The organism is Corynebacterium sp. KPL2825 (genome assembly GCF_037908445.1).
In the GTDB taxonomy this organism is placed as follows: Bacteria; Actinomycetota; Actinomycetes; order Mycobacteriales; family Mycobacteriaceae; genus Corynebacterium; species Corynebacterium kefirresidentii.
Genome location: NZ_JBBMGI010000016.1, coordinates 34,801 through 58,070, shown reverse-complemented (window position 1 = coordinate 58,070; position 23,270 = coordinate 34,801). Strand labels below are relative to the sequence as shown.

22 protein-coding genes, 2 tRNA genes and 1 pseudogene are annotated in these 23,270 nt (G+C 58.7%); 12 read left to right on the top strand and 13 right to left on the bottom strand.

What is annotated here, in order from left to right:
- Both WMQ00_RS12040 and WMQ00_RS11360 read right to left on the bottom strand, forming a co-directional pair.
- A partial coding sequence (locus WMQ00_RS12040) for an IS3 family transposase (protein ID WP_445293069.1) occupies window positions 1-267 on the bottom strand: 267 nt, incomplete at its 3' end.
- Window positions 264-606: pseudogene (locus tag WMQ00_RS11360) on the bottom strand (transposase). The pseudogene WMQ00_RS11360 and the gene WMQ00_RS12040, both read right to left, overlap by 4 nt.
- 208 nt (window positions 607-814) lie before the next feature.
- Between WMQ00_RS11360 and WMQ00_RS11355 the strand changes: the two are divergent.
- Together WMQ00_RS11355 and WMQ00_RS11350 are read left to right on the top strand one after the other, a co-directional pair.
- Complete coding sequence (locus WMQ00_RS11355) at window positions 815-1,531, top strand: 6-carboxyhexanoate--CoA ligase (RefSeq protein WP_340441050.1); 717 nt, start codon at window positions 815-817, stop codon at window positions 1,529-1,531.
- A gap of 107 nt (window positions 1,532-1,638) precedes the next feature.
- Window positions 1,639-2,697 (top strand): aminotransferase class I/II-fold pyridoxal phosphate-dependent enzyme, encoded by a 1,059-nt coding sequence (locus WMQ00_RS11350; RefSeq protein WP_239207485.1) that lies wholly within the window; start codon window positions 1,639-1,641, stop codon window positions 2,695-2,697.
- Between the two features lie 83 nt (window positions 2,698-2,780).
- Here WMQ00_RS11350 and WMQ00_RS11345 read toward each other — a convergent pair whose 3' ends face one another.
- Together WMQ00_RS11345 and WMQ00_RS11340 are read right to left on the bottom strand one after the other, a co-directional pair.
- Window positions 2,781-3,200, bottom strand: a complete 420-nt coding sequence (locus WMQ00_RS11345) for an organic hydroperoxide resistance protein (RefSeq protein WP_023021112.1) — start codon at window positions 3,198-3,200, stop codon at window positions 2,781-2,783.
- Window positions 3,201-3,254: 54 nt separating this feature from the next.
- On the bottom strand, window positions 3,255-3,674 hold the full coding sequence (locus tag WMQ00_RS11340; protein ID WP_086587329.1) for an organic hydroperoxide resistance protein: 420 nt from the start codon (window positions 3,672-3,674) through the stop codon (window positions 3,255-3,257).
- Between the two features lie 100 nt (window positions 3,675-3,774).
- On the opposite strand from WMQ00_RS11340, the gene WMQ00_RS11335 reads away from it, so the two are divergent.
- Complete coding sequence (locus tag WMQ00_RS11335; RefSeq protein ID WP_034655444.1) at window positions 3,775-4,257, top strand: MarR family winged helix-turn-helix transcriptional regulator; 483 nt, start codon at window positions 3,775-3,777, stop codon at window positions 4,255-4,257.
- A gap of 6 nt (window positions 4,258-4,263) precedes the next feature.
- On the opposite strand, the gene WMQ00_RS11330 is transcribed toward WMQ00_RS11335, so the two are convergent.
- From WMQ00_RS11330 to WMQ00_RS11315, 4 genes are all read right to left on the bottom strand, one after another.
- The gene (locus WMQ00_RS11330) at window positions 4,264-4,875 is read right to left on the bottom strand and encodes a hypothetical protein (RefSeq protein WP_340441049.1); all 612 of its coding nucleotides are present in this window, start codon (window positions 4,873-4,875) and stop codon (window positions 4,264-4,266) included.
- Between the two features lie 37 nt (window positions 4,876-4,912).
- Window positions 4,913-6,490: a PTS ascorbate transporter subunit IIC gene (locus tag WMQ00_RS11325; protein WP_340441048.1), complete on the bottom strand. Its 1,578-nt coding sequence runs from the start codon at window positions 6,488-6,490 to the stop codon at window positions 4,913-4,915.
- An 11-nt stretch (window positions 6,491-6,501) separates the two neighbouring features.
- Window positions 6,502-7,317: a PTS sugar transporter subunit IIA gene (locus tag WMQ00_RS11320; RefSeq protein ID WP_239207489.1), complete on the bottom strand. Its 816-nt coding sequence runs from the start codon at window positions 7,315-7,317 to the stop codon at window positions 6,502-6,504.
- A gap of 456 nt (window positions 7,318-7,773) precedes the next feature.
- Window positions 7,774-8,679 carry a DUF5067 domain-containing protein gene (locus WMQ00_RS11315; RefSeq protein WP_340441047.1) on the bottom strand — a complete coding sequence of 302 codons (906 nt, stop codon included), beginning with the start codon at window positions 8,677-8,679 and terminating at the stop codon, window positions 7,774-7,776.
- 132 nt (window positions 8,680-8,811) lie between these two features.
- Here WMQ00_RS11315 and WMQ00_RS11310 point away from each other — a divergent pair.
- A tRNA-Ile gene (locus tag WMQ00_RS11310) sits at window positions 8,812-8,885 on the top strand.
- Between the two features lie 106 nt (window positions 8,886-8,991).
- The gene (locus tag WMQ00_RS11305) at window positions 8,992-10,047 is read left to right on the top strand and encodes a trimeric intracellular cation channel family protein (protein ID WP_340441046.1); all 1,056 of its coding nucleotides are present in this window, start codon (window positions 8,992-8,994) and stop codon (window positions 10,045-10,047) included.
- 24 nt (window positions 10,048-10,071) lie between these two features.
- Here WMQ00_RS11305 and WMQ00_RS11300 read toward each other — a convergent pair whose 3' ends face one another.
- Window positions 10,072-10,593 (bottom strand): hypothetical protein, encoded by a 522-nt coding sequence (locus WMQ00_RS11300; protein WP_232212601.1) that lies wholly within the window; start codon window positions 10,591-10,593, stop codon window positions 10,072-10,074.
- A gap of 147 nt (window positions 10,594-10,740) precedes the next feature.
- Between WMQ00_RS11300 and WMQ00_RS11295 the strand changes: the two genes are divergently transcribed.
- Both WMQ00_RS11295 and WMQ00_RS11290 read left to right on the top strand, forming a co-directional pair.
- The gene (locus tag WMQ00_RS11295; protein ID WP_316360480.1) at window positions 10,741-12,348 is read left to right on the top strand and encodes a mechanosensitive ion channel domain-containing protein; all 1,608 of its coding nucleotides are present in this window, start codon (window positions 10,741-10,743) and stop codon (window positions 12,346-12,348) included.
- 143 nt (window positions 12,349-12,491) lie between these two features.
- On the top strand, window positions 12,492-13,580 hold the full coding sequence (locus tag WMQ00_RS11290) for an alkene reductase (RefSeq protein WP_340441045.1): 1,089 nt from the start codon (window positions 12,492-12,494) through the stop codon (window positions 13,578-13,580).
- Between the two features lie 147 nt (window positions 13,581-13,727).
- Here the strand turns inward: WMQ00_RS11290 and WMQ00_RS11285 are convergent, their stop codons facing one another.
- Entirely contained in the window at window positions 13,728-15,419 is a 1,692-nt protein-coding gene (locus WMQ00_RS11285) for an alkaline phosphatase D family protein (RefSeq protein ID WP_200288827.1), read from the bottom strand.
- Window positions 15,420-15,575: 156 nt separating this feature from the next.
- Between WMQ00_RS11285 and WMQ00_RS11280 the strand changes: the two genes are divergently transcribed.
- A complete protein-coding gene (locus WMQ00_RS11280) occupies window positions 15,576-16,370 on the top strand; it encodes a serine hydrolase domain-containing protein (RefSeq protein ID WP_200288828.1) in 795 nt (264 codons plus the stop codon).
- A gap of 500 nt (window positions 16,371-16,870) precedes the next feature.
- Entirely contained in the window at window positions 16,871-17,281 is a 411-nt protein-coding gene (locus tag WMQ00_RS11275; RefSeq protein WP_051138330.1) for a hypothetical protein, read from the top strand.
- Window positions 17,282-17,363: 82 nt separating this feature from the next.
- Here the strand turns inward: WMQ00_RS11275 and WMQ00_RS11270 are convergent, their stop codons facing one another.
- Window positions 17,364-18,149: an HAD-IIA family hydrolase gene (locus WMQ00_RS11270; RefSeq protein WP_023021126.1), complete on the bottom strand. Its 786-nt coding sequence runs from the start codon at window positions 18,147-18,149 to the stop codon at window positions 17,364-17,366.
- Window positions 18,146-18,439, bottom strand: a complete 294-nt coding sequence (locus WMQ00_RS11265) for an acyl carrier protein (RefSeq protein WP_023021127.1) — start codon at window positions 18,437-18,439, stop codon at window positions 18,146-18,148. Before WMQ00_RS11265 ends, WMQ00_RS11270 begins: the two co-directional genes overlap by 4 nt.
- Before the next feature lie 27 nt (window positions 18,440-18,466).
- On the opposite strand from WMQ00_RS11265, the gene WMQ00_RS11260 reads away from it, so the two are divergent.
- Window positions 18,467-19,465, top strand: a complete 999-nt coding sequence (locus WMQ00_RS11260) for an alpha/beta fold hydrolase (protein ID WP_023021128.1) — start codon at window positions 18,467-18,469, stop codon at window positions 19,463-19,465.
- 115 nt (window positions 19,466-19,580) lie between these two features.
- On the opposite strand, the gene aceE is transcribed toward WMQ00_RS11260, so the two are convergent.
- Complete coding sequence (aceE, locus tag WMQ00_RS11255) at window positions 19,581-22,328, bottom strand: pyruvate dehydrogenase (acetyl-transferring), homodimeric type (protein WP_200288829.1); 2,748 nt, start codon at window positions 22,326-22,328, stop codon at window positions 19,581-19,583.
- Window positions 22,329-22,665: 337 nt separating this feature from the next.
- Here aceE and WMQ00_RS11250 point away from each other — a divergent pair, with 337 nt between their 5' ends.
- Both WMQ00_RS11250 and WMQ00_RS11245 read left to right on the top strand, forming a co-directional pair.
- Window positions 22,666-23,064, top strand: a complete 399-nt coding sequence (locus tag WMQ00_RS11250) for a DUF3052 domain-containing protein (RefSeq protein ID WP_023021130.1) — start codon at window positions 22,666-22,668, stop codon at window positions 23,062-23,064.
- A gap of 68 nt (window positions 23,065-23,132) precedes the next feature.
- Window positions 23,133-23,205: transfer RNA gene (locus WMQ00_RS11245), tRNA-Val, on the top strand.
- Window positions 23,206-23,270: the final 65 nt, after the last annotated feature.

The window sequence follows — 23,270 nt, the reverse complement described above, 5'->3', positions numbered from 1 at the left end:
CGACCGTTCACGACCGATATCGATTCCGTCACGATGAAGAGCATGCCACATTTTCCGCACACCGTAGATGCCGTAATTATCCCGATGGATAGCACTAATGCGTTCAACCAGCACAGCATCACGAAGGCGGCGAGCACTTACCCCACGGGCCTTGGACTGACGATACCCACGCGAGGTGATGAACCCACCAGCGCGGTTTTTCTTCAACGTCTTACAGATGAACTCGACAGAGAAACGATTCCGGTATTCATCGATGAACCGGATCATTTCCGACGTTTTGGGTCGAGTTCCGACGCGAAAAAAGCTGAGGCAGCCTTTAAAAGTTCATTGGTGTCGCGTAGCTCTTGATTTTCACGGCGAAGCCTCGCGTTTTCGGCGGCCAGATCTTCAGGCACGGGTTCTGGGATGTTTCCCGCACGGCGGGCCTGTTGGGTCCATTGACGGGCTGTGTGCCATGACACCCCCAGCTTTGGGGCTACTGCCTGGCACGCGGCTTGCATCGACATATTTTCCGCCAAGATGCGGTCCTCTACAAGACGGACCACACGATCCTTCGCATCCTGGTCAAATTTTCTTGGCATATTCCAGATTTTCCCATCTACTCAAACGGAACAAAACCTGGGACACTTCAACCAGTGAGATCAACTGGTCTGGATTTTCCCATCTACTCAAACGGAACGTAGCAGGGGGACTCTTTAAAAGCTGTTTTCTTAACCAGACGTCGCTCGATGTCGAGCAGGGTTAGGGCTGCTGTGCCGAAAAATAAACTCATATATCTGCTGAACAGTGTTCAACTCTTCGATACCATCTATACATGAATTTCTACTCTGTGCGTATGCGCGCAGACACAGCGGGCCAGCACATATCCGGTGCGGAGGATATCGTAAGCGCCAATGACGTGGCTGCGACGTGTGCGGCCCTGGCGCAACGCGCTCTTAACCACCCCAAAGGCAGCGCGGAAAACACAACCATCACGGTAGAAGCCTTAAAGGAAGAAGAGATTTGGCGAGTACCCCAGGTGAGCATTAAAAACCTGGACGTGAAATCTCCGGAGCACGCGCACACGGTTATACGGGATTTGTTGCGCGGTCATACCCCACATGTGGAACGCATCATTGAAACAACCTTTGAGGTCCGCGATATGCGCGGTGCCATGCTTATCGACGCCGCCCAAGCCGACCGTCTTGAACCCGATCTGCAAAGGGGGATACGCGTAAGCCATATCGGTGCTAAGTTGGCCTTTTCCACGGAAAGCGTGGGTAAAAACGCGGCTCTCGAGGCAGTTATTCTTGCCAGTAAAGTTGCTGCGCACCCAGATATTCTCGCGGAACTGTGCATCTCCGATGACCCCGCCTACACCACGGGCTATGTTTGTGTGGCTGGCACATATCATCGGGTGCCGCACATCAAAGAACCTGGCTCGCGGGCTGGAGGGCGCGCTTTTATTATCCGGCCGGGAGCTGATGTCTTAGCGCTCATTGAGTATCTGGAAAGCCAACCCGTCCTAGTAGAAGTGAACTCGATAGCATGAACCCTAGCCTTGAACAGGCCGTACAGGCTCGACTTCAAAAATGGGACGAGGACGGACTTCGGCGGAGTCCTTCTGTCTTTGCAAGTGGGCAAACCCCTAGCGCGATAGTGCAGCAGGCGGGAGACCACCGTGTTCGCGAGGCGGTTCTTTTTAGCTCTTCCAACTATTTGGGCTTAGCTGAGCACCCAGACATCGCTCATGCGGCAAAAGAAGCCATCGATGAATACGGCGTTGGATCCGGTGGCTCGCGGTTGACCACTGGCTCGGGGAAACTGCACATAGAAGCGGAAGCTGCTGTAGCAAGCTTCACCGGCTATCCCGATGCGGTGCTTTTTGCCAGTGGCTATCAGGCCAATATTTCTACATTGCAGGCCCTAGCGTCACCAGAGCTCACTATTGTCTCAGACGCTCGAAATCACGCCAGCATTATCGATGGCTGCAGGCTGGCCAAGGCGAACGGCGCGACCGTGGTTGTGACCCCGCACCGCGATGTAGAGGCCGTGGACAAGGCTTTATCCACCAGAACAACCGAATACGCACTCGTGGTTACAGACGGTCTGTTTTCTATGGATGGCGTGCTCGCCCCTTTGTCCGACCTATATAAAGTCACAGACAACCACGGGGCTTGGTTGATGGTGGATGATGCCCACGCCTTTGGCACTATAGGAGCTACTGGCCGTGGGCTTCCAGAGCACTTTGGCATTCGGCCCGATATTCAGCTCATTACCGCCAGTAAAGCTCTCGGAGCTGAAGGCGCCTTTGTGGCAGCAAGCGAGCCAGTAGCCCAACTATTGCGCCAGCAAGCGCGTTCTTTTGTATTTTCCACTTCGCCCACGCCGGCTAATTGCGCCGCTATTATTGCGGGCGTAAACCTATTGGAAACCAATCCGAATCTAGTCGGCGGTCTGCAGGACAATTTTTCTTATTGGCATCAACGCAGGGGAACCTTGAAGCCAGAAGGGCCTATCATTCCTATTCACGTGGGTGATGAATCTGTAGCGATGGAAGCGAGCGCCGCGCTGCTTGAACGAGGATTCATAGTCCCCGCAATTCGGTGGCCTACCGTACCTCACGGAGCCGCAATCTTGCGGGTGACTTTAATGGCTACCCACACCAAGACACAGATTGATGCGCTTTGCAATGAACTGGAATCTCTCCATCTGTAGGCCGGTGGTGTGCCAGCAGGCATAAAAGAGGACCCACGCGGCGCACATTGGCGCGGCGTGGGCTGGGACAAAATCTTGAAGGATTAGTCCTGTGCAACACCAACGTTGACTTCGATGTTGCCGCGGGTGGCCTTGGAGTAAGGGCACATCTGGTGTGCGGCGTCGGCAAGCTCCTGTGCCTTGTCATCCTCAACGCCTGGGATGGTGACCTCGAGGTCAACGCCGAGGAAGAAGCCCTCGTCGTTCTTGCCCAGCTTAACGCGGGCGCCGACGGAGGAATTCTCCACGTCAACACCCTTGTCCTTGGCCACTGCCTTGAGTGCGGAGTGGTAGCAGGCGGCGTAACCGGCAGCGAAAAGCTGCTCCGGGTTAGCGCCCTCACCGCTGCCGCCCATTTCCTTTGGGGCGGTCATGGTGAAGTCCAGATCGGAATCCTTGACTACGGCGCGGCCGTCGCGGCCTGCTCCGGTGGACAGTGCTTCGGTGGTGTATACGGCGTCCATAATGACTCCTTTTCTATCGGGTCTTTGTACGTCCGCCGATTGTACGCAAGAATTCTAGTCCTCGACGACGTTGACGGTGACCTCAATATTGCCCCGGGTGGCATTGGAGTAGGGGCAGACCTGGTGGGCGGCGTCGGCAAGCTGCTGGGCTGTGGCCTTGTCTTGAGCTGGGATGGAAACCTCCAGGTCCACTGCGAGCTGGAAGCCTTCGCCCTGCTTTCCGATGCCCACTCGTGCACCCACCGCAGAGTCACCCAACTCGACCTTCTGGTTGCGGGCCACGGCCTGCAGAGCGGAGTGGAAGCAAGCGGCGTAGCCGGCGGCAAAAAGCTGCTCTGGGTTGGCGCCTTCGCCGCTGCCTCCCATTTCCTTCGGGATGGCCAGGGTGAAGTCGAGGTCAGAGTCCTTGACGGTGGCGTGGCCATTGCGGCCTGCTCCGGTGGCTAGTGCCTCGGTGGTGTACATGGCGTCCATGATTGCTCCTTTCGATTTTACAATCCGGTTTTAATATCTAATTTTGATTGTACACAATTAAATTGTGGGCAATGTTTTCTTGACGTCTATACTTTTGGCTATGAATGACGCGCCCACTGATTACCTTTCTCTCGATAGTCAGCTGTGCTTCTCGATTTACCGTGCGAGTAGGGCGGTAGTGCGTTCCTATCGGCCACTCCTCGATGAGCTGGGGCTGACCTACCCCCAATACCTGGTCATGTTGGTGCTGTGGGAGGCCGACGAACCGGTGCCACTTAAATTCATTGATTCCCGCCTCGGTCTGGATAGCGGCACGCTTACCCCGCTGCTTAAGCGCCTAGAAAAGCAGGGGTTTGTGGAGCGGCGCCGTGATCCCGCCGACGAGCGCCGCACCCTCGCTAGCCTCACCGCCGACGGCGACGCCCTGCGCTCCCGCGCCGAGTGCATCCCCGAAGCAATGGCCGAGGCTTATGAGAAGTTGGGCCTCGACCTAGTGGAATTTAAAGAGTCTCTCGATGTCCTTGCCGCTACTCCCGTCGACGTGGAGCTACCGTGGCCGTCCGAAGAAGACTTTGTGAGGTAGGGGGGCTTAGTTCGTCGTGGCCACGCGCCTGGACCATATGCTTTTGTCGGCGGTTTCGAATGAGGCGCGAACTGTTTTGTCTCCGGGCCTTTCGCACGTGAGAACTCGCTGGTCGCTGCCCATGCGGCAGTCAAGGTCATAGGGTTGCTTGGTCACCGGGCTGCTGGCGGAGACATCCGCGTGGTATACCGATGTCACCGTGGGATCTGGGGAGCGCAGAGTGTAGCTGGCCTGCATCGCGGCATCAAAGACCGCGGCGGCGAATTCGCAGGAAGTCGCATCGCCGGCGTCGATGGAATCGCCTGATGAAGATGTACCGCAGTAGCCGCCAATCTGGCCTACATGGATGTTGTGTTTGCCGCCGGCCGGTGGTGTGGGCTGCTCTGGGGCTGCCTCTTTGGTGACCGTTTCGGTGCGACGTTGCTTCGTTTCCTTCTCCGGGCTGGTTTCTTCTGCATTGTCACCAGCCGGGGAGTTGCTATCTTGCGCAGTGGAGAAGGCTGGCTCTTCTGTTGGGGTGGAATCAGAGTTGGAGTCTGAACCGGAGCCGCAGGCGCTTAGCACAAGACCGGTAGCGAGGAGCACGGACGCGAGAGGGAGAATGGAAGGGCGTTGCATAGGGATACTGTAGCGCCCTTCGGGGTGTGGCGCGCGGCTAATGGTCTATACGAGCGGGTGGAACTGGCGCACCTTCGGGTGGCAGAACCTTCGGGTACTTTGTGGCTGTGCCGGCGGAAGTGGGTGCGCCGGCTGCACCGCTGGTTGCGGCGGCATCGGCGTTGCTGGTGAGGGAAGGGCGGTGGGGAGTGGGGTCCCAGTGGGCGTCGACAAGCGTGCGCTGGCATACCCAGCCCAAAGCCAAAATAGCCAGTGCGATAAGGGCGATGAAGACGAGGCCCAGTGCGCCGTCGGCATGAATAGACCAGCCCAGCAGCAGGCCGAGCCAGCCAAAATCGGCATCGCCGAAAGTGGTGTTCGCAGAGCCGAAGGAACCAAGGACACCGAGGAGGAATGCCGGCAGGAAAGTAATGATGAGGCCGTTGACAAAAGCACCGAGCGCGGCACCACGGCGGCCGCCGGTGGCATTGCCATAAACGCCTGCTGCACCGCCGGTGAAGAAGTGCGGCACCAAACCGGGCAGAATCAGCGCAATGCCAAAGGCTGGATTGAGCCAGGTAGACAGGACGGCGAGGCCGACAAGTCCGCCGAGGAAGGAAGAAATGAATCCGATGAGCACTGCGTTCTGGGCATAAGGAAAGACGATGGGGGCATCCAGTGCAGGGATCGCGCCGGGCACCACCTGGGCTGCGATGCCCTGGAAAGCAGGCACGAGCTCGCCCAGGATGGTGCGGACGCCAAACAGGATGACGGCCACGGCTACGCCAAACTGGAGTCCTTGGGTCACGGACTGCATCAAGAAATTGCTCACATTAGTGGCGCCATCTGGAAAGGCCGTGAAGGCTTCCTCGGAACCGGCGCGAGCAATGAAGAGCACGGCGAGGACCACGTACATCAGCGCCATGGATAGCGCGGTTGCCACCATGGAATCGCGCAAGAAGCGCAGGCCTTCCGGCAATTTCAGGTCCTCAGTGGAGGGCGACATTTTCTTACCCTTGCCGCCCACCAGCTTGCCGACGCCGCCCGCAGCCAAATACCCCGCAGTGCCAAAATGTCCGATGGCCACGGAGTCATCGCCGGTAATGCGGCGGGTAAATGGGTGCGCGATGGCGGGGAGCGAAACCATAAGAATGCCAAGGAGCGCTGCTCCGAAGGCGATGACAATCCACGAGGAATACCCGGCTGGTGCAAGCACCATGGTGAGAAGAGTCGCCATGAAGAGAACATGGTGACCGGTAAGAAACACGTAGCTCATTGGCGTAAAGCGGGCGAGCAGCAGCGAAACCACAAAGCCTAAGATCATGATCCAAGCGACTTGGCTGCCGAACTGATCCTGCGCAATGCCTACGATGGCTTCATTGGTCGGAACCACGCCTTGGGCGCCCGTGGCGCCGGTAATCATGGCCCCCAGCGGCTCTAAAGAATCGGTGACTAGGCCTGCACCAGCGCCGATAAGGAGAAAGCCGAGCGTGGCCTTGATGGCGCCGCCAATGGTTTTGCCGGTACCGCGGCCCATCGCTGCCAAACCCACCGCAGTGATGATGCCGATGAGAAACGCTGGCACGGAGAGAATTTCATTTACCAGGAAGTTCGCTATAGCAAGAAGAAAGTCCATGAGGATGCTCCTTAGATGTCATAGAGCTCGCGCAGAGCCCCATCGATTTCAGGCATAGAGGTGAAGTCTTGGATGACGTAGACGGGGACTCCGACATCGCCAAGCGTTGCGGCAATTTCGCCGGAGGTGAGCAAGAAATCCGCCTCGCCTGCGCGGCCCTTGGCAGAGATGGTGTCTGTAGCTTCCACGGTGAGGTAAGGACCCCAACCCCACTCATCGAGCACCTGCTCGAGGGTGTTTTTGAGGAACAATGACGTACCTAGCCCGTTGCCGCATACCGTGAGAATTTTTCCTTTGGAGGCAACAGAATCGGCGGCCGTTTGCTTCGCTGGTTGCGCCTTTGGCCCCGACGTTGCTGTGGAAGCTGCGCGTTTCTTACTCGACGTCGATGCCGTGAGGACTGCGCGGAGCCCCTCTTCAGATTCTGCGCTATCAAGCTCGTCGCGTTTGGTGGCTAGCAGCTTTGCGAGCTGTTTCATCGCCTGCAGATGCTCGGAGTCACTCCGTGCGGCAAACGCTACGACGAGGTCTACAGGGTCATTGGAATCATGCCCGAATTCCACCGGCTTATCCAGGCGCACCCACGACAGTGAGGTTTCTTTTACCGCCTCCGAAGGGCGCGCGTGCGCAAAAGCGAAACCGGGAGCCACGACAATATATGGGCCCGTTTCTTCCACGGAGTGCACCATTGCTTCCGTGTAGTCTGCGGTTATCGTGCCAGCTTCTTCAAGCAGCGATCCCGCAAGATGGATAGCTGCTCGCCAGTCCTTGGCGGTGCCGTGCAAGTCCACGGCACCGGGCACCAAGAGGGAATCTAGTGTCGTCATATGTATCTCCCATCACAAATGCTGTGACATCAAGGTCAATGTCACTCTTGATTTTATGCCGTGGAGAAACGGGAGGTAAATGCAGGGGTAACGTTTGCACTGGGGGAGTTGCAACCGCTCAAGGGGCGGTCGAATTGGCTCTATCGGTCTTTAGCGTGGTCGCAATGCAAAGGGGACCGTGTGTTCTCGGAAAGGCCGGACCTGGAAATGGACCTGTGCTAAGGGGAAGGGAAATGAGAAATCCCCGCTGGCGCGGGGAGAAACACAGCTAAAGTGCTGCTTTGCGCACTACAACAGGCCCCTCCCATTGGATACAGGAGGGGCCTGGCTACGCCTGTCAAGTACTGCCTGCCTCAGTGAGAAATGGGCTCGATTTCCTTTGGGCGTTGTATCTCGGCGGGCTTCGCTTCCTGTATCGGCTAGAACGGGAGATTTAAGCGCGTTGTATACGGGCAGTTAATTGAGCTCGAAAGTTTGGCGTCCGATTTCATCTTGGCTGAAGGACTTAGTTGCAACAAGGTCCACAGGGGTAGTTAGATCATCGAGCTCGTAGGCTATGGTTCCAGCGACAGTGCCTCCCTTTTTAATCTGCTCAAGCTGAGTATCGTCAGTTTCAGGATCAATATAGGAACCGAGGTCGAGCTCGTTTACTTTATTCGGATCATTGTCTTGGATGGCGGTGAAGTACACGACAAAGTCGGTGGTGGTTAGAGTTTCATCCGTTTTATTGGTTACGTCATAGTTAAAGACGAGAAGTGGCTTTTCACCTATTTCATTACCAGGCTCACCGGGCTTGATAACACGGTGATCGGTTATTTCGAACTTGGCGGCTGGAACATCCAGGACTCCATTTTTAAAGGTTTGGCCAAAATCCGTGCTCTTTAGCTCTCTAATGGTTGTCGGATCATCCTTCACTTTCTTCATGTGTGTGGTGAATTCCTTATCTTCAATCGCGACCTTGAAAGTTAAGGCGTCGTCATCGATAGAGAAATCTTTCTTGTCGGACCCAGCGGCCATCCACTCAGAGTCGGTGGCAACGGCATCGCGGTTTGAAGTAACGGTCTCACCGGATGCGGCGGCTTGAGCGTCAAAAGTGCCAATCCAGTAGATCATGCGATTTTCGCCGTTGTCCATGACCCATTCGATGGTGATGACGTCATCGGTGATGCTGGCCTCCATCCAGCCATCTTCAGAAGCGCTGTCCTCTTGCTTCCACGTTCCAATTACGGACTTCGCATCGGCCTGTGCATCGGACGCGGAATTACTGGAGTCGCTCGTCTTTGAGCTGTCACTACCGCTATCCGAGCAGGAGGTAAGCGTGAGAGCAGAGACGAGAATGAGAGAAGAGAGTAGTTTGCGCATAATTAACTTCTACCCGCAGGGGGTAGGAAGCGTACAAATACTCAATAGCGAAGGGGGCAAATTGGTCTTTGGCCGCTCTTTGACTAATCTTTTCAGGGCAGAGAGTCGCCCAAGTGGGCGTGCAATCTGCGTGGGGCTATAGCTCAGTCGGTTAGAGCTACGGACTCATAATCCGTTGGTCGCGGGTTCGAGCCCCGCTGGCCCCACGGTGATAGGGAGGCGTCGGCAAGCAGTGCTGGCGCCTTCTTGTGCTTATCTGCGCATATGGGTGTGCTGATTGCGCAAGGGCGGACGGTGAAGTCTAATAACTATATGGTTGAAGTAGATCCGCTCATTGAATCTCTCTACCGCTGGTCCGATATCAGTGGTGTGCTGCTGATGGGAATCATCGGTGGCACTATGGCGCGCAAGCGTGGCTACGATATCATCGGCTTTTTCTTCATTGCGATGTTCTCGTCGCTAGGCGGCGGCATGGTGCGCGACGTGCTCATTAACCGCGGCACCGTCGCGGCAATGAGCCAGCCGGAATACCTCTACTTGGCTTTTACCGGCGCGCTGATTGCTCGCTTTGTGTACTTCAAAGGCAAGACCTGGGATTATCTGCAAGCGCATGGCGACGCCGTCGTTTCCGGCCTGTGGGCCGCCACCGGCGCGGTGAAGGCTATTACCTACGGCCTGCCGCTTATTCCCTGCATCATGATGGGCGTGTTTACCGCCACAGGTGGTTCGATGATTCGTGACATCGTGATGGGGCGCGAGCCGAGCGTATTTGGTGATAACCAGCCAACAGTTATTCCGGCCGTGGCTTGTGCGATTATTGTGCTGGTTGGCCACCATTTCGACATGATGGCCGTGGGCATGATCATTGGACCTTTGGTCTCCATCTTCTTGGCGCTGCTGGGCATTTGGGCGGGGTGGCGCGTGCCGGCCTACCAAGACTGGGCACCTATTAATGACACCGCCGCACAGGTGAAGGTCCTTGCGAAAAAGGCCGAGAATAAAAGCCGTGCCGTCGGCCGCCGCCTCGAGCCGCACCGCCTACGTTCTTGGCGCCACCGCCAGATGGAGGCAGCGCTGCAGCGCCGCATTGAAAAGGAAGTGCGCTCTGGTAAGCGGCGCGTAGAAGCCGCCGCAGAGGCCAGCGAATTTCTGGAGTCCTTCGAATCCGATGTGGATCAGCTCAGCACAGTGGTAGCAGAAGGCGATGATACGGACTTCGGCGTGGACCTCACCGGTGATTCCTACACCGAGGAGGAACAGGCCTCCCACGAGGAATCCCAACGCCTCCTTGATGCCATTTTGGAAGATGACAAGCTTACGGATGAACTCATTGATCGCCTCATGAAGCGCTATGACTCCCGCGACTAGCCCGCGGTTCTTTAGCGCGGCGGCTTAGCGCCCAACCGCGCCGCAAACCTGCGGGTCCGTGATATAGCCTTGCTCGCAGCCATATTGGGTCTGGATTTCTCCGGAGCTCTTATTCCGGTTGCCGTTGGCATCGTTGCCATAGCCGCACAGGTAGGCCGGACACTCCGCACTCGGCCCATTGGGCGCTTGTACTGGCGGTTGAGCGTTTGATTCCTTGCACAACGCGGCAAACTCCACCCAGGTGCCGTCCGCGCATTGGTACTGCGCGGTGTTTTCCTGCTGCCGGTTTTCGGTAGGCGGTTGCACGGCTTCCTGATTTTCTGTTTGTGGTTCGGCGTGCTGCGCGGCATCTGTAGTTGCTACTTCCGTGGTCGTTTTTTCTGTGGACGTTTCCTCGGTGCTGGATTCTGTAGAGCTCGTTTCATTGGCCGTTTCCGTAACGGTTTCTTTCACCGTGGAAATGGTGGTGGCGGTCTCGTCGCTGCCGCCGCAACCGGTGGCAAAAAGGGCTAGGGAAAAGAAGGGAATAAGGAATGATTTCTTCATGCCCCATACCGTAGCTAAACAAGGCGGCGGGTGCCGGAGTCTGTGCAGGGCATAGGGGGAAACGGGCTGTGCGAGGGGGGAGTGTTTGCATGGTGGCTGGCAGTGAACTGGCATCCAGTTTTCAGCTCCGCCACCTACGGTAGAGGCATGAACCTGAAGTATTACTTCTACGAGCTGTGGAGCATCTTCGTTGACCACGGCTTACCGCTTATCGCGCTGCTGCTCATAGGCATTTTGATCCCACGCATCGGCAGGCTGGCGATCCGCATCATAGAGCGCCGCCTCGATGAAGATGAAGAATCCACCAAGGCGCGCCTGGCGCTGACCGGTGCGTTGGTCTACATCGTGCAGGCCATCGCGTACTTCCTCATCATTTGGGCGGCGCTGACCAATATCGGTGTTCCTGCGGTAGGCGCGGCGGTGCCGGCGACGATAGTTTCGGCCGCCGTGGGTTTTGGCGCCCAGTCCATCATTGCGGATTTCCTCTCCGGCTTTTTCATCCTTTCGGAAAAGCAATTCGGTGTAGGCGATTACGTCAGCTTTGATGGCGTAACCGATGTGGAAGGCACCGTGGTGATGCTGACTTTGCGCACCACCAAGGTGCGCACTCCCACCGGCGAGCTCGTCACCGTGCCCAATAGTTCTGCCGGGGCGGTAACAAACTATTCCCAGGAATGGTCGCGTGCCGTGGTCAACTTCGACGTGCCCGTGCAAGAAGGCGAGACCCTTCCGGAGATCACACGCCGGGTGCGCACCATCTCCGAGCAGGCCATCCAAGAGCCATCCATCGCCGTGGATGTCAACGGCGAGCTCGAGGTGCTGCCAGCCACGCAGCTGGTTGCCCCGCAGGCCGCCGGCCAGTCGTGGCACGTGACCTACCGCGTGCTGGTCACCGTTAACCCGGCCCGCCAATGGGCAGTGGAACGCGCCATTCGCTCGGCGCTGCTCTCGGAGTTCTGGGATCACTACAACGTGACCGATCTCGATGAACTGCAGCGCCCGCTGACCCCACCGCAGGGAAATACCGCGGCTCAAGAATCCGTAAAGGATGCTTCCACCGCAGGGGAGGGCTCCCACCCTGAGACGAAGGTGGAGCGCAGTGCCGCCACCGAGAACGCTGAGGTGGATGGCCCGGATAGCGACGGCCCCGGAAAACCCGTGCTGTCTGATGCGGACGACCAAGAACCAGAGCCCTCCCAGGGCATCTGGCGTGGCTTGGAGACCAATAGCAAGTTCCAAAAGATCGCGACATTCGGCGGCCGAGTCCGCGCCTCCACCACGGGCCTTGTCCTCGCGCTGTTTGTCGTCGGTGCCTTGGCCTTGGCCTCGAGCAATCCCGAAAATGCGGACGCGGGCTGGCTCTCGCCCGAGCACTGGCGCGATAGCGGCAAGGAAACCTCCTCCTCACAGCTTTCCGACGCCCCCTCAAACCAACCCACCCCAGCAACCACCGAGACCGGTACACAGTCCGAACCAACGGAAGATAGTGCCGCTCCCACGGAGACCGACTACCCACAGGGCACTAATGACACTGGCGTGACTGATACGCCTGCCGGCGGCAGGCAGGGAACAGGCGCTACTGGTAATGCCTCCCCGGCTCCGAGCGCTGCCAATGGTGCAGGCAATGCGGGGACAGATTCCGGGACCGGCGCCGGCACTGCGCCCACTGCGGGAGGCGACGCCGGCGACGGCGCCCAAGCTTCCGGAACGGCCGGTAGCGCAGGCACAGAGATTCCGGCAGAGCCTCGTCAGTAGGATGTGCCCTCCATTTCGACCACTGCTTCCTATTGTGGTTGGCAAAGCCGGCATGAACGCTCATGTCGTAGCTCTTGACGTGCAGGAATGATTTTGTGTGGCAAAGATGAAATAGTGCGAGCCGGCTGCGCGTTGCACTTGGCATGACTTCACTCTTTGAACCTCTGGAACTTGGCCGATACACGATAGATAATCGCGTGACCATGGCGGCGTTGACCCGCCAGCGCGCGGGTGAAAGCGGAATACCTACCGAGCTGCACCAGAAGTACTACTCGCAGCGTGCCACGGCCGGGCTGGTTGTCACGGAGGGCACCTTCCCCGCGTGGGCCAACCGCGCATTTCCAGGCCAGGCAGGCATTGCCACCGAGGAGCAGGCGGAAGGCTGGCGTGCGGTAGCAGACCGCGTTCACGAGGCCGGCGGCACCTTGTTCATGCAGATCATGCACGGTGGCCGCACCAGCCACCCAGATCTGATTGACGGTGCAGATCCAGAGGCCCCGAGCTCCTTCGATTGGGGCGGAACCGTGCGTGGCTTTTCCGGCAAAATGGATGCGCCGGTCCCGCGGGAGCTGAAGAAGGAAGAGCTGCCGCGCATCGTGGAGGAATTCCGCCAGGGTGCGCGCCGGGCTATCGATGCCGGCGTTGACGGCGTGGAAATCCACGGCGCGAATGGCTACCTGCTGCACGAGTTTATGGCGGCCTCGTCCAATAAGCGCGAGGATGAATTCGGCGGCAGCCCGGAAAATCGCTGGCGCCTGCCGGAGATGGTCATCCGCGCCGTGGCGGAGGAAATCGGTGCCGACCGCGTCGGTGTGCGATTCTCGCCGGCGCACAATGTGCAGGGTGTTATCGAGGATGACCAGGACGACATGCTGGCCACCTACGGCGGACTGCTCGATGCCCTGGCGTCGCTGAACCTGGCTTATGTGTCGCTGCTACACGGCGAGCCGGAAAGCGAGCTTATCGCCACGCTGGCGCAAAAGGCCCGCGCAAATGGCGTGACCAAGGTGCTGATGAATGATGGCTTCCCCACGGTGACTTCCAAGGAAGATGCGCAACGTGAAATCGAGCTGGACTACGTGGATGCCGCAGTGGTGGGCCGCCAGCTCATCGCCAACCCGGACCTAGTGCGCCGCTGGCGTGAGGGCTTGGAGCTCAACGAGCCGGACCAGGATACGTTCTACCTGGGCGGCGAGCGTGGCTACATTGATTATGAATATGCCGCGGACTAGGGAAAAATCCGCGGCATAAAGGGGGGGCCGAGAGGCATCAGAGTGATAGGTAGTGAAATTCCCCAGAGAGGGTCTTTCACTATGCCTATCGAAGGTGTACTACCCGTTCGTTAACACCAAGTGCCTGTCATGTGACAGAACTTACAACTACTTGGTATAGCCCTTGCCTGGGCGCCAGGTCATGGTCACAGCCTCGCGCACCGGGGACTTAGCGGACAGCAGGTTATCCACACGCAGCCAGTGCATTTCTGCGGAATCCGGGCGCACGGTTACAAAGCTATAGCCGTGGTGGTCCAAGTCCACGTGGCGGGTGTGCGGGTTGGCACCTAGCAGGTAACGCTCGGCAAGCTTGGAAAGCTCGTTGCCTTCCGGCAGCTTGAGCTGCTCGTTGACATTGGGCGCAGAAACGGAGGCGCAGACCAGCTCGGCGCCAAAGATGCGGCCATCCTTGCTGATATTATGCGCCCACTCGGAATGGATATCGCCGGTGACAAAGAGGGTGTGGGCATCGTGCTTGGAAAGGGCGTCGATAAGCAGGCGGCGCTCTGCAGAGTAGCCATCCCACTGGTCGCCATTGACCGGAATGCCGGTGATATTGGAAGACAGCGAGGAAGAAACCGGCTTGGTCTTGTCATCCTTTTGCAGGGTAGCCAGGTTCATGGGGGAGAACATGACGGAATTGCCCAGCATATTCCACTTCGCAGAAGAGGTCTCAATCTTATTGAGCAGCCAATTATATTGCTCGGATCCGAGCATCGTGCGGCCTTCTGCGGCCATCTTGTGCGGGCCAAAGCGCACCTGCTCATCGCGGTAGGTGCGCAGGTCCATCATGGTTAGTTCCACCAGGTCACCAAAAGTCAGGCTGCGGTAGAGGTGGCCCTGCTCGGAAGGATTGGTTGCGCGCACCGGCATCCACTCGAAGTAGGCCTGCATTGCGGCCTTGCGGCGGTCGAGGAAGGCGCCCTCCTTGCCCTCGGTGTGGTTTTCGGCGCCCTCGCGCCAGTTATCGTTGGCCACCTCGTGGTCATCCCACACCACAACCCACGGCAGTGCCCCGTGTGCGGCTTGCAGGTTTTCATCGGTGCGGTAGCGGCCGAAGCGAATCCGGTAATCCTCTAACGAGATAATCTCGTGCGCAGGGTGGTGCAGGCGCACCGGACCATTACCGGCGTACTCGCGCTGCGGGTATTCGTAGATATAGTCGCCCAAGAAGATCATATAATCCAGCTGGTCGGCGCGGCCGCGCTGGGCAATATCGCCATAGGCGTTAAAGAAGCCGGACTCCCAGTTTGCACAGCTAGCCACACCGAAGGTGAGCTCTTCTGGGGAGGCGCTCAGCGCCGGGGCGGTCTTGGTACGGCCAATGGGCGAGTACTTATCCTGCGCCTTAAAGCGGTAAAAGTACACGGTCTCCGGCTCTAGGCCGTGCGGATCCACGTGCACGGTGTGGTCCTGGTTGGCGTCGGTGGTCACTTCGCCCTGCTTGACGACGTCCCCGAACCCCTCATCCTTGGCAATTTCCCACTCCACCCGGGTGGCCTCGCCCAGGCCGGATCCCGGCATGGCATCGGCATCCGGGGTTACGCGGGTCCACAAAATGACCGAATCCGGAATAGGATCGCCCGAGGCAACGCCGTGGAGGAAGGGGCGCTCGCCCAGTTGGGGCTCTACCATGTGCTGCTCCACGCGCGGGGAGAGGCTGCTTTGGGCATTGGCAGAGTTGGCGGCGGCGGTGGACAAAGCGATGGCGGCGCCGGCGGTGCCGGTGGTTTGCAGGAAGCGGCGGCGATTGACGTTTCCGCGGGCAGAAGCGGACTGATTCTGAGAATTACTAGGCATGATTTAAAGCTTCGTCATGTTTGCCGCCTGTGCAAGCGATCCTAGGCCAATTACATAAAGAGTTCTTTTTGTCTTAACTGGCGGTTAACTTCCTTGCCCTTCGCCCGGCCCTAGAGTGCGGGCCTTGGGCGGGCTTGGCTCAGTAGGCTGGAGGGCATGAGTGAATTTAGCCAGATCAGCCAATGGCCCGCGGATACGGTGGCCGGTGCTTTGCTGCACCGCGGCGAGGTCATAGAAACGGTAGGAGATACCGCCCGCGAGTTTCCAGTGGCATCGGTGACCAAGCTGGTTGCGGCCTATGGCGTGATGCTTGCCGTGGAAGAAGGCGCGGTGGAATTGGGGCAGCCGGCCGGTCCGGAGGGCTCGACCCTGGAACACCTGCTTGCACACGCCTCTGGCATTTCCTTTGACTCCCGAGAGCCGCAGAAGCCGGTAGGCGAACGCCGCATCTATTCCTCGGCCGGTTATGAGTGGGCCGCAGATACCGTGGCCGATGCCACGGGCATGGACTTTGCCGAGTACCTACGCGAGGGTGTACTTACCCCGTTGGGCATGGATTCCACTCGTCTCGAAGGTTCGGCCGGTCACGGCTTGGTCTCCACGGTGAAAGATTTGGCGGCCTTTGCTGCGGAAGTCCAGGATCCGCAGCTGCTGCACCCATCCACCGTGGCCGATATGCGCCGCGTCCATTTTGGTGGCCTGCGCGGCATTGTCCCGGGCTACGGCAGTTTTAAAGATTGTACCTGGGGCCTTGGTTTTGAAATCCACGGCGACAAAGAACACTGGATGGGTGCCCTGCCTGCCGACGCCGTCGGTCACTTTGGCATGTCCGGCACCTACCTCTGGGTGGCCGGCGAGTATGCCATGGTGGCGCTCACGGACCGTGACTTTGGCGAATGGTGCAAGCCACTCTGGCACGATACGAATACCTCCATCTGGAACGCCTTGTAGGCGTCCGGGCTCGGCGGAGCTAGCGCCTCCAGTGCGCTAGCGCGTGTCTATAACCTTTTATCGGGGAAGCGGCACGGTGGAAGGCTCCCCCGCAGGGTGGGAAAATCGAGGATTTTTGTGCGGTAGGGGCCATAAAACTTGGGATCGCGGCGTGCCTGTAACTAGCCGCTGTTGGAGGTAAGTCAAATAGGGTTTTCGCGCCCATGAGCAGGCCGTCTGGTGGAGAATATAGAACAAGCCTAGGGAGTTCACAGAAAAGGCCAAGTTTCACATTAATAACACTGGTTTCACCTGCAACTTTAGTCCCAGTCTGTACCTGGGGTTGAGGTTTAGCAAACGGGGGTTGAAGTGAAAGTTGAGGGTTGTAGGGGGAGGTGTGACGCAGGAAAATTGTGTGCAGACGCATCAGACAGTTCGTTGGGGAAGACGAAGCTCGTCTTGCATCGCGCCGGGCCGGCAGGCCTCGTGCGGTGGTGATCTATGTCGAGGGAGAATCGGCTATGAATACGTGCGTTAACCCTGCGCCGGTTGAACAGCCGGCCTCCACCTCCGCGTGGCCCTCCGTCAACGGTGGTGCCACCGTGGTTACCGGTGTGCTCAAGATTTCCGGGATGCCGCGCTCGCTGCGCTCGGAGATTGAACGCGCCATGGATCGGTGCATCCGTACCGAGTCGGAATTTATCATTCCGGGCGATGACCCACTGACCGCTCAGTGGTGCACTCGCTGGTTCCGGGATGGGCTTTCTGTCGCGGCGCTTGCTCGAGGCGGCAAAGCCTGTGCCCACTCAGACAGCGGTATTGGCTGCCACCAGGTGCTGACCGGCACCCGCGAAGAGCTAGATGCGCTGGACTGCGTCGTGCGCTACCTTGCACAGCGCCACGGCTTTACTGCTGCCGTGCGCCTGCCGTAGAAAGCACAGGGAGGGTGGACCAACAGCTGCTGGTCCACCCTCCCTTTTCCTTCTGCCATAAGTAGGGCCGGTTGAGGGCGGCCTATTCCTCCTCGGCGAAGGGATCAAAGATTTTGTCCGGCAGCTCGGCCACCGATTTCAGCACGGCAGAAGGGCGGTAGGGGTAGCGAGAAATCTCTCGGTCATCGGAGATGCCGGAGCGCACCAATACAGTGCGCATGCCGGCCTCGAGACCGGCCTTAACGTCTGTATCCATGCGGTCACCAATCATCACCGTGTGCTCCGAGTGGGCACCAATATGATTGAGCGCCGAGCGCATCATGACTGGGTTGGGCTTGCCCACGTAATAAGGCTCGCGGTTGGTGGCGGCGGTAATCAGTGCAGCCACGGCACCGGTGGCCGGCAATACTCCTTCTGGGGCAGGGCCGGTGACATCTGGGTTGGTGGCGATAAAACGAGCACCATTGCGGATGAGGTTAATCGCGTTCGTGATGGCCTCAAAAGAATAGGTGCGGGTCTCACCAAGCACCACAAAATCAGGGTCATCGTTGGTAAGGATCCACCCAGCCTCGTGCATGGCGGTGGTAAGGCCGGATTCACCCACTACATAGGCCTTGCTGGAGCTTACCTGGCTGGAAAGAAAATTCGCGGTGGCGGTGGCGGAGGTCCAGATGCGCTCGGCAGGAATATCCAAGCCGGTATTGCGCAGGCGGGCAGAAAGATCCCGTGGAGTAGACATGGAGTTATTGGTCAGCACCATGTACTCGATGTCATTATCCTTGAGCGCTTGGATAAATTTATCGGCGCCAGGGATCATCTCGCCTTCTTTGATGAGTACGCCGTCCATATCGGATAGATAAGAAATCATTGGTGGTCCTCCACATACTCGGCAATATCGCCGATGGTTTCGCAGTTGAGCATCGTTTCCTCAGAAAAACGCACCTGGAAGGTCTCTTCCGCGCGCACGGTCAGCTCCACTAGATCTAGCGATTCGACGCCAATATCCTTCAGCCGCTTATCCCGGCTCAGATCTTCCTCGGTACCGGTGACCTTGTTTATGAGCGCGAGGAGCTGGCCGAGCGTATCGCGCTCCGGCTCCTTTTCCGGCGCGCTCGCGTTGAACTTTGCCTGTAATTGGGCGCTGAGGTCGTTTGCCATGCCCACCAGTCTAGTATTGATCCCGTTATGGCATTGAGAAAACGTTCTTCCGTTGTGGCGCGTAGTTGGCTCAAGCGCCTGCGCCCCTCGCACCGCGCCGAGCTAGAAAAACTCTATGGCGGATTGCATGATCCCTCCACCGAGCCGGGCCTTACCCAGGTCAGCGCTTCCGGCACTGTGGAACACGATGGCCTAGATATTGCCTGGTACGAGGTGGGGCGCGAAGACGCGCCAGTAACCGTGGTCTTCATTCACGGCTATTGCTTATCCGCGGAAGCCTATTATGACCAGGCCAATTATCTCCGCGGTCGCAATGCGCGTGCACTCTTGGTGGATTTGCGCGGGCACGGCCAGTCCTCCACGGTCGCCCCAGAGGAGTGCACCGTTGATACGGCGGCTGACGACGTCCTCGCCGTCATTCGAGAGCGCGCTCCCCGTGGCAACCTGGTCATCGTCGGCCATTCCCTGGGCGGCATGGTTGCCTTAAACCTCATCCGCCGTGCTCCAGCCGAGGTTTATGAGCGCATCAAGGGCGCGCTGCTAATTTCAACTTCGATGCGCCGCTTTGCAGCAAAGGGCGTAGCGCAGATTCTGCAGTCGAAATCTCTGCATGCGCTCTACCGCCTCTGTCTGCGCCTGCCTGGTCGCGTCGATAGCGCGCGCTTTGAGGCCGCCCGGTTCATTGCGCCACTTTTTGCTGCGACCTTGGCCGGCTTTCCACAAATGGAGAAGCTGCAATTTCACGTTGCCATGCTTCTCGATACCCCCTTGGCCTCCTACTCCGGCTTCTTCGACGACCTTTTGGAACACGCCGAGTACGGCGCCGCCCCACGGCTGGCGAAGCTCAAGGGCGAGGTGGTAGTCGGAACCGCCGATATTGTCACCCCGCGTTCACAATCCGAGGTGCTCTGTAAGCATTGGCCCGCCGCGAACCTGCAGACGGTGGAAGGCTCCGGACACATGGTGATCCTCGAAGACCCCGAGGCTATCTCCGCGGCCCTTGGCCGCGTCCTTGATGCGATATAGACGGGCCGGATGCATAAGCCCGTTGGCTGGGTACGCAAAAGGCGCCGCGGCGGGGAAGCCGGCGGCGCCTTTCTTGTAGCGCGTGGCGCGGGCCTAGCCAGCACCAAAGCGGGGATTAGTCTTCGATGTGGGTGGTCACGGTCGGATCATCCAGCTTGAGATCCTTGGCTGCCTTCTCCACAACGGAGCGCTCAATCTTGCCCTCGCGAGCCAAGCCATCGAGCACTGCGACGACGATGGACTCGGCGTCGATATTGAAGTAGCGGCGAGCGCCCTCGCGCGTATCGGAGAAGCCGAAGCCGTCCGCGCCCAAGGTGATGTAGGTGCCTGGGACATACGGGCGGATTTGCTCCTGCAGCTCGGTGGTGAAGTCAGAGACACCAACGAACGGACCCTCGTAGCCCTTGAGCTGGGAGGTAGCAAAAGCCTCGCTCGGCTCCTCGCCCTTGCGCAGGGCTTCCTTGTTACGGCGGGCGCCGTCGCGGGCCAGCTCGTTCCAGGAGGTGACGGAGAAGATGGAGGCCTTGACATCGAAGTCGTCGGCAAGCATCTGCTGTGCGCGCAGCGCCTCGTGCACGCCTACACCGGAAGCCAAGATATTGGCAGCAATGGAGCCGCCCTCTGCGGTATTGAAGTGGTAGATGCCCTTGTGCAGGCCCTCCACGTCCAAATCCTCCGGCTCGGCCGGCTGGTGTACCGGCTCGTTGTAGACGGTGAGGTAGTACATGATGGCCTCGTTGTCCTTGCCATACATGCGCTCAATACCGCGGGAAACCAAGTGGGCAACCTCGTAACCGAAGGCCGGGTCATAAGAAACCACGGCCGGGTTGGTCGCAGCCAAGACAGGGGAGTGGCCGTCCATGTGCTGCAGGCCCTCACCGGTCAGGGTGGTGCGGCCGGCGGTTGCGCCAATGATGAAGCCGCGGCCCATCTGGTCGCCGGCTGCCCAGAAGGCATCGCCGGTGCGCTGGAAGCCGAACATCGAGTAGAAGATGTAGAGCGGAATCATGGCCTCGCCCTGGGTAGCGTAGGACGTTGCCGCAGCGGTAAAGGAGGCAGCGGCGCCGGCCTCAGAAATACCCTCGTGCATGATCTGGCCGTCAGTAGCTTCGCGGTAGGAGAGCATGAGGTCGTGGTCCACCGGCACGTAGTTCTGGCCGCGGGGGTTCCAAATCTTCATGGTCGGGAACCAGGAGTCCATACCAAAGGTGCGGGCCTCATCCGGAATGATCGGCACGACGCGCTTGCCCAGCTCCTTGTTGCGCATAATTTCCTTGAAGGTGCGCACCAAGGCCATGGTGGTGGCTACTTCTTGCTTGCCAGAGCCCTTGCGTACAGAGCGCAGCTTGTCCAGAGCCGGTGCCTCCAGCGGGGTGAAGTCCTCGCGGCGCTCCGGCAGGAAGCCGCCGAGCTCTTTACGACGCTCCAGCATGTACTTGATCTCCGGGGAGTCCTTGCCTGGGTGGTAGTACGGCGGCAGGTATGGATCCTTTTCCAGCTCCGCATCGGAGAAAGGAATTTCCTGCTTATCGCGGAAGCGCTTCAGGTCATCCAGGGTCAGCTTCTTCATCTGGTGGGTAGCGTTGCGGCCCTCGAAGTTGTGGCCCAAGCCGTAACCCTTAATGGTGTGCGCGAGGATGACGGTTGGCTTGCCGGTGCCCTTGTTCTCCAGCGCGCGAGCATAGGCGGCGTAGACCTTGCGGTAATCGTGGCCGCCGCGGCGCAGTGCCCAAATCTCATCATCGGACATGTCTTCTACCAGCTTGGCCGTGCGCTCATCGCGGCCGAAGAAGTGCTCGCGCACATAGGCGCCATCGTTGGCCTTGAAGGTCTGGTAGTCACCGTCAGAGGTGGTGTTCATGACGTTGACCAAGGCACCTTCGGTGTCCTTTTCCAGCAGCTTATCCCAGCCACGACCCCAAATGACCTTGATGACCTCCCAGCCGGCACCGCGGAAGAAGGATTCTAGCTCTTGGATGATCTGGGTATTACCGCGAACCGGGCCATCGAGGCGCTGCAGGTTGCAGTTGACCACGAAGGTGAGGTTATCCAGCTCGTAGAGCGACGCGATCTGCAGTAGGCCACGAGATTCTGGCTCGTCCATCTCGCCATCGCCCAAGAAAGCCCATACGTGCTGCTTGGAGGTGTCCTTGATGCCGCGAGTCTCCAGGTACTTATTAAAGCGTGCCTGGTAGATAGCGTTAATCGGGCCCAAGCCCATGGACACGGTGGGGAATTCCCAGAACCATGGCATCAGGCGTGGGTGCGGGTAGGACGGCAGCCCCTCGCCCTCGCCACGGGATACCTCCTGGCGGAAGCTATCAAGGTCCTTTTCAGTCAGGCGGCCTTCCATGAAAGCACGTGCGTACATGCCCGGTGAGGCATGGCCTTGGAAAAAGACTTGGTCGCCGCCCGAAGGATCATCCTTGCCCTTGAAGAAGTGGTTCAAGCCCACCTCATAGAGCGGGGCAGCACCCGCGTAGGTCGAGATGTGGCCACCTACGCCAATTCCTGGGCGCTGTGCACGGTGCACCATGATGGCCGCATTCCAGCGGATCCAGCGGCGGTAGCGCTTTTCCAGTTCCTCGTCACCAGGAAACTCTGGCTCCATGGAGGTTGGGATGGTGTTGACGAAGTCCGTGGACGTCAACGAAGGCAGTTCAACGCGCTTAGCGGTAGCGCGCTCGAGCAGGCGCAGCATCAAGTAGCGTGCGCGCTCCGGATCGGAGTGCTCCAGCAGACCATCGAGGGAATCCATCCACTCGCGGGTCTCTTCTGGATCATTATCGTGAAGATACGATGCAACGCCGTCGCGGATGAGCGGGAAGTTGGAGTCGCCCTTGGTGGCGTCCTTCTCGGCCATTTAAACCTCCTGTATAAGGGTCTGCACAGTTTGCTTACTAGGATACGCGCTCACAGATCCACAATGGTTGTGAAGCCCGACTTAAGGGGACGTGCGGTACGTTACATCGCCATAACCAGTATCTTTGCCGGGTTTATTGGGGTAAAAGAGGGTAGTTTGCAAACTCTGCGGAACTGGGCGAAGTGGCGGGAGGGCCTGCAAAATGGGGGAATTGCGCCCCTTAGGCGGGTAAAAGGGGCCGGTGGGCGTTAAAATACTTCTATTAAGCCGCGATTTACCCGCAGGATGCGGGGGATGCGCGGACCGGACATTCACCAAATTAGGAAGGAAATGCATAGTGGCTGACGCTGCAGTCAAGCTCGGAATCAAGGAAGGGCAAATCGCCCTAGAGCTTGGTTGGGACGAGGATTGCGATACCGCGATCTCTGAATCGATCGAAGCCGTGCTCGGCGATGATTTCTTGGAAGAAGAAAATGACGAGCTGTGCGATGTAGTCCTTCTTTGGTGGCGCGACGAGGATGGCGACCTTGTGGATGGACTCGTTGACGCGAGCCGTCCGCTGGCCGATAACGGTGCGGTCTGGCTGCTTACCCCGGGTGCCGGAAAGCCTGGCACCGTAGAGCCAGGGCTCATCTCTGAGTCCGCTCAGCTGGCCGGCTTGGTGCAGACCAAGGCAGAGCGCCTAGGCGAGTGGCAAGGCTCTTGCTTGGTGCAGCGCGGATACACCAAGAAGTAGGGCTTTACCTGCTGATTTGTGTTGCTCTAGCAACCTGCGCTACTGTTTCTAACAGCGCAAGAGCGCATGCGGCTTTAGCTCAGCTGGAAGAGCAATTGGTTTACACCCAATAGGTCGGGGGTTCGATCCCCTCAGGCCGCACAACACAGACCGCCTCTCGGATTGATTTCCGGGAGGCGGTCTTTTCCGTATGCATGGGCACGGGC

Coding starts and splice junctions, on each gene's coding strand:
- WMQ00_RS11265 (WP_023021127.1), bottom strand. CDS start 18,439: ATGGCAAACGACCTCAGCGCCCAATTACAGGCAAAGTTCAACGCGAGC.
- WMQ00_RS11290 (WP_340441045.1), top strand. CDS start 12,492: ATGACTTCACTCTTTGAACCTCTGGAACTTGGCCGATACACGATAGAT.
- WMQ00_RS11295 (WP_316360480.1), top strand. CDS start 10,741: ATGAACCTGAAGTATTACTTCTACGAGCTGTGGAGCATCTTCGTTGAC.
- WMQ00_RS11355 (WP_340441050.1), top strand. CDS start 815: ATGAATTTCTACTCTGTGCGTATGCGCGCAGACACAGCGGGCCAGCAC.
- WMQ00_RS11315 (WP_340441047.1), bottom strand. CDS start 8,679: ATGCGCAAACTACTCTCTTCTCTCATTCTCGTCTCTGCTCTCACGCTT.
- WMQ00_RS11325 (WP_340441048.1), bottom strand. CDS start 6,490: ATGGACTTTCTTCTTGCTATAGCGAACTTCCTGGTAAATGAAATTCTC.
- WMQ00_RS11305 (WP_340441046.1), top strand. CDS start 8,992: ATGGTTGAAGTAGATCCGCTCATTGAATCTCTCTACCGCTGGTCCGAT.
- WMQ00_RS11275 (WP_051138330.1), top strand. CDS start 16,871: ATGAATACGTGCGTTAACCCTGCGCCGGTTGAACAGCCGGCCTCCACC.
- WMQ00_RS11300 (WP_232212601.1), bottom strand. CDS start 10,593: ATGAAGAAATCATTCCTTATTCCCTTCTTTTCCCTAGCCCTTTTTGCC.
- WMQ00_RS11260 (WP_023021128.1), top strand. CDS start 18,467: ATGGCATTGAGAAAACGTTCTTCCGTTGTGGCGCGTAGTTGGCTCAAG.
- WMQ00_RS11340 (WP_086587329.1), bottom strand. CDS start 3,674: ATGGACGCCATGTACACCACCGAGGCACTAGCCACCGGAGCAGGCCGC.
- WMQ00_RS11270 (WP_023021126.1), bottom strand. CDS start 18,149: ATGATTTCTTATCTATCCGATATGGACGGCGTACTCATCAAAGAAGGC.
- WMQ00_RS11280 (WP_200288828.1), top strand. CDS start 15,576: ATGAGTGAATTTAGCCAGATCAGCCAATGGCCCGCGGATACGGTGGCC.
- WMQ00_RS11335 (WP_034655444.1), top strand. CDS start 3,775: ATGAATGACGCGCCCACTGATTACCTTTCTCTCGATAGTCAGCTGTGC.
- WMQ00_RS11285 (WP_200288827.1), bottom strand. CDS start 15,419: ATGCCTAGTAATTCTCAGAATCAGTCCGCTTCTGCCCGCGGAAACGTC.
- aceE (WP_200288829.1), bottom strand. CDS start 22,328: ATGGCCGAGAAGGACGCCACCAAGGGCGACTCCAACTTCCCGCTCATC.
- WMQ00_RS11320 (WP_239207489.1), bottom strand. CDS start 7,317: ATGACGACACTAGATTCCCTCTTGGTGCCCGGTGCCGTGGACTTGCAC.
- WMQ00_RS11330 (WP_340441049.1), bottom strand. CDS start 4,875: ATGCAACGCCCTTCCATTCTCCCTCTCGCGTCCGTGCTCCTCGCTACC.
- WMQ00_RS11345 (WP_023021112.1), bottom strand. CDS start 3,200: ATGGACGCCGTATACACCACCGAAGCACTGTCCACCGGAGCAGGCCGC.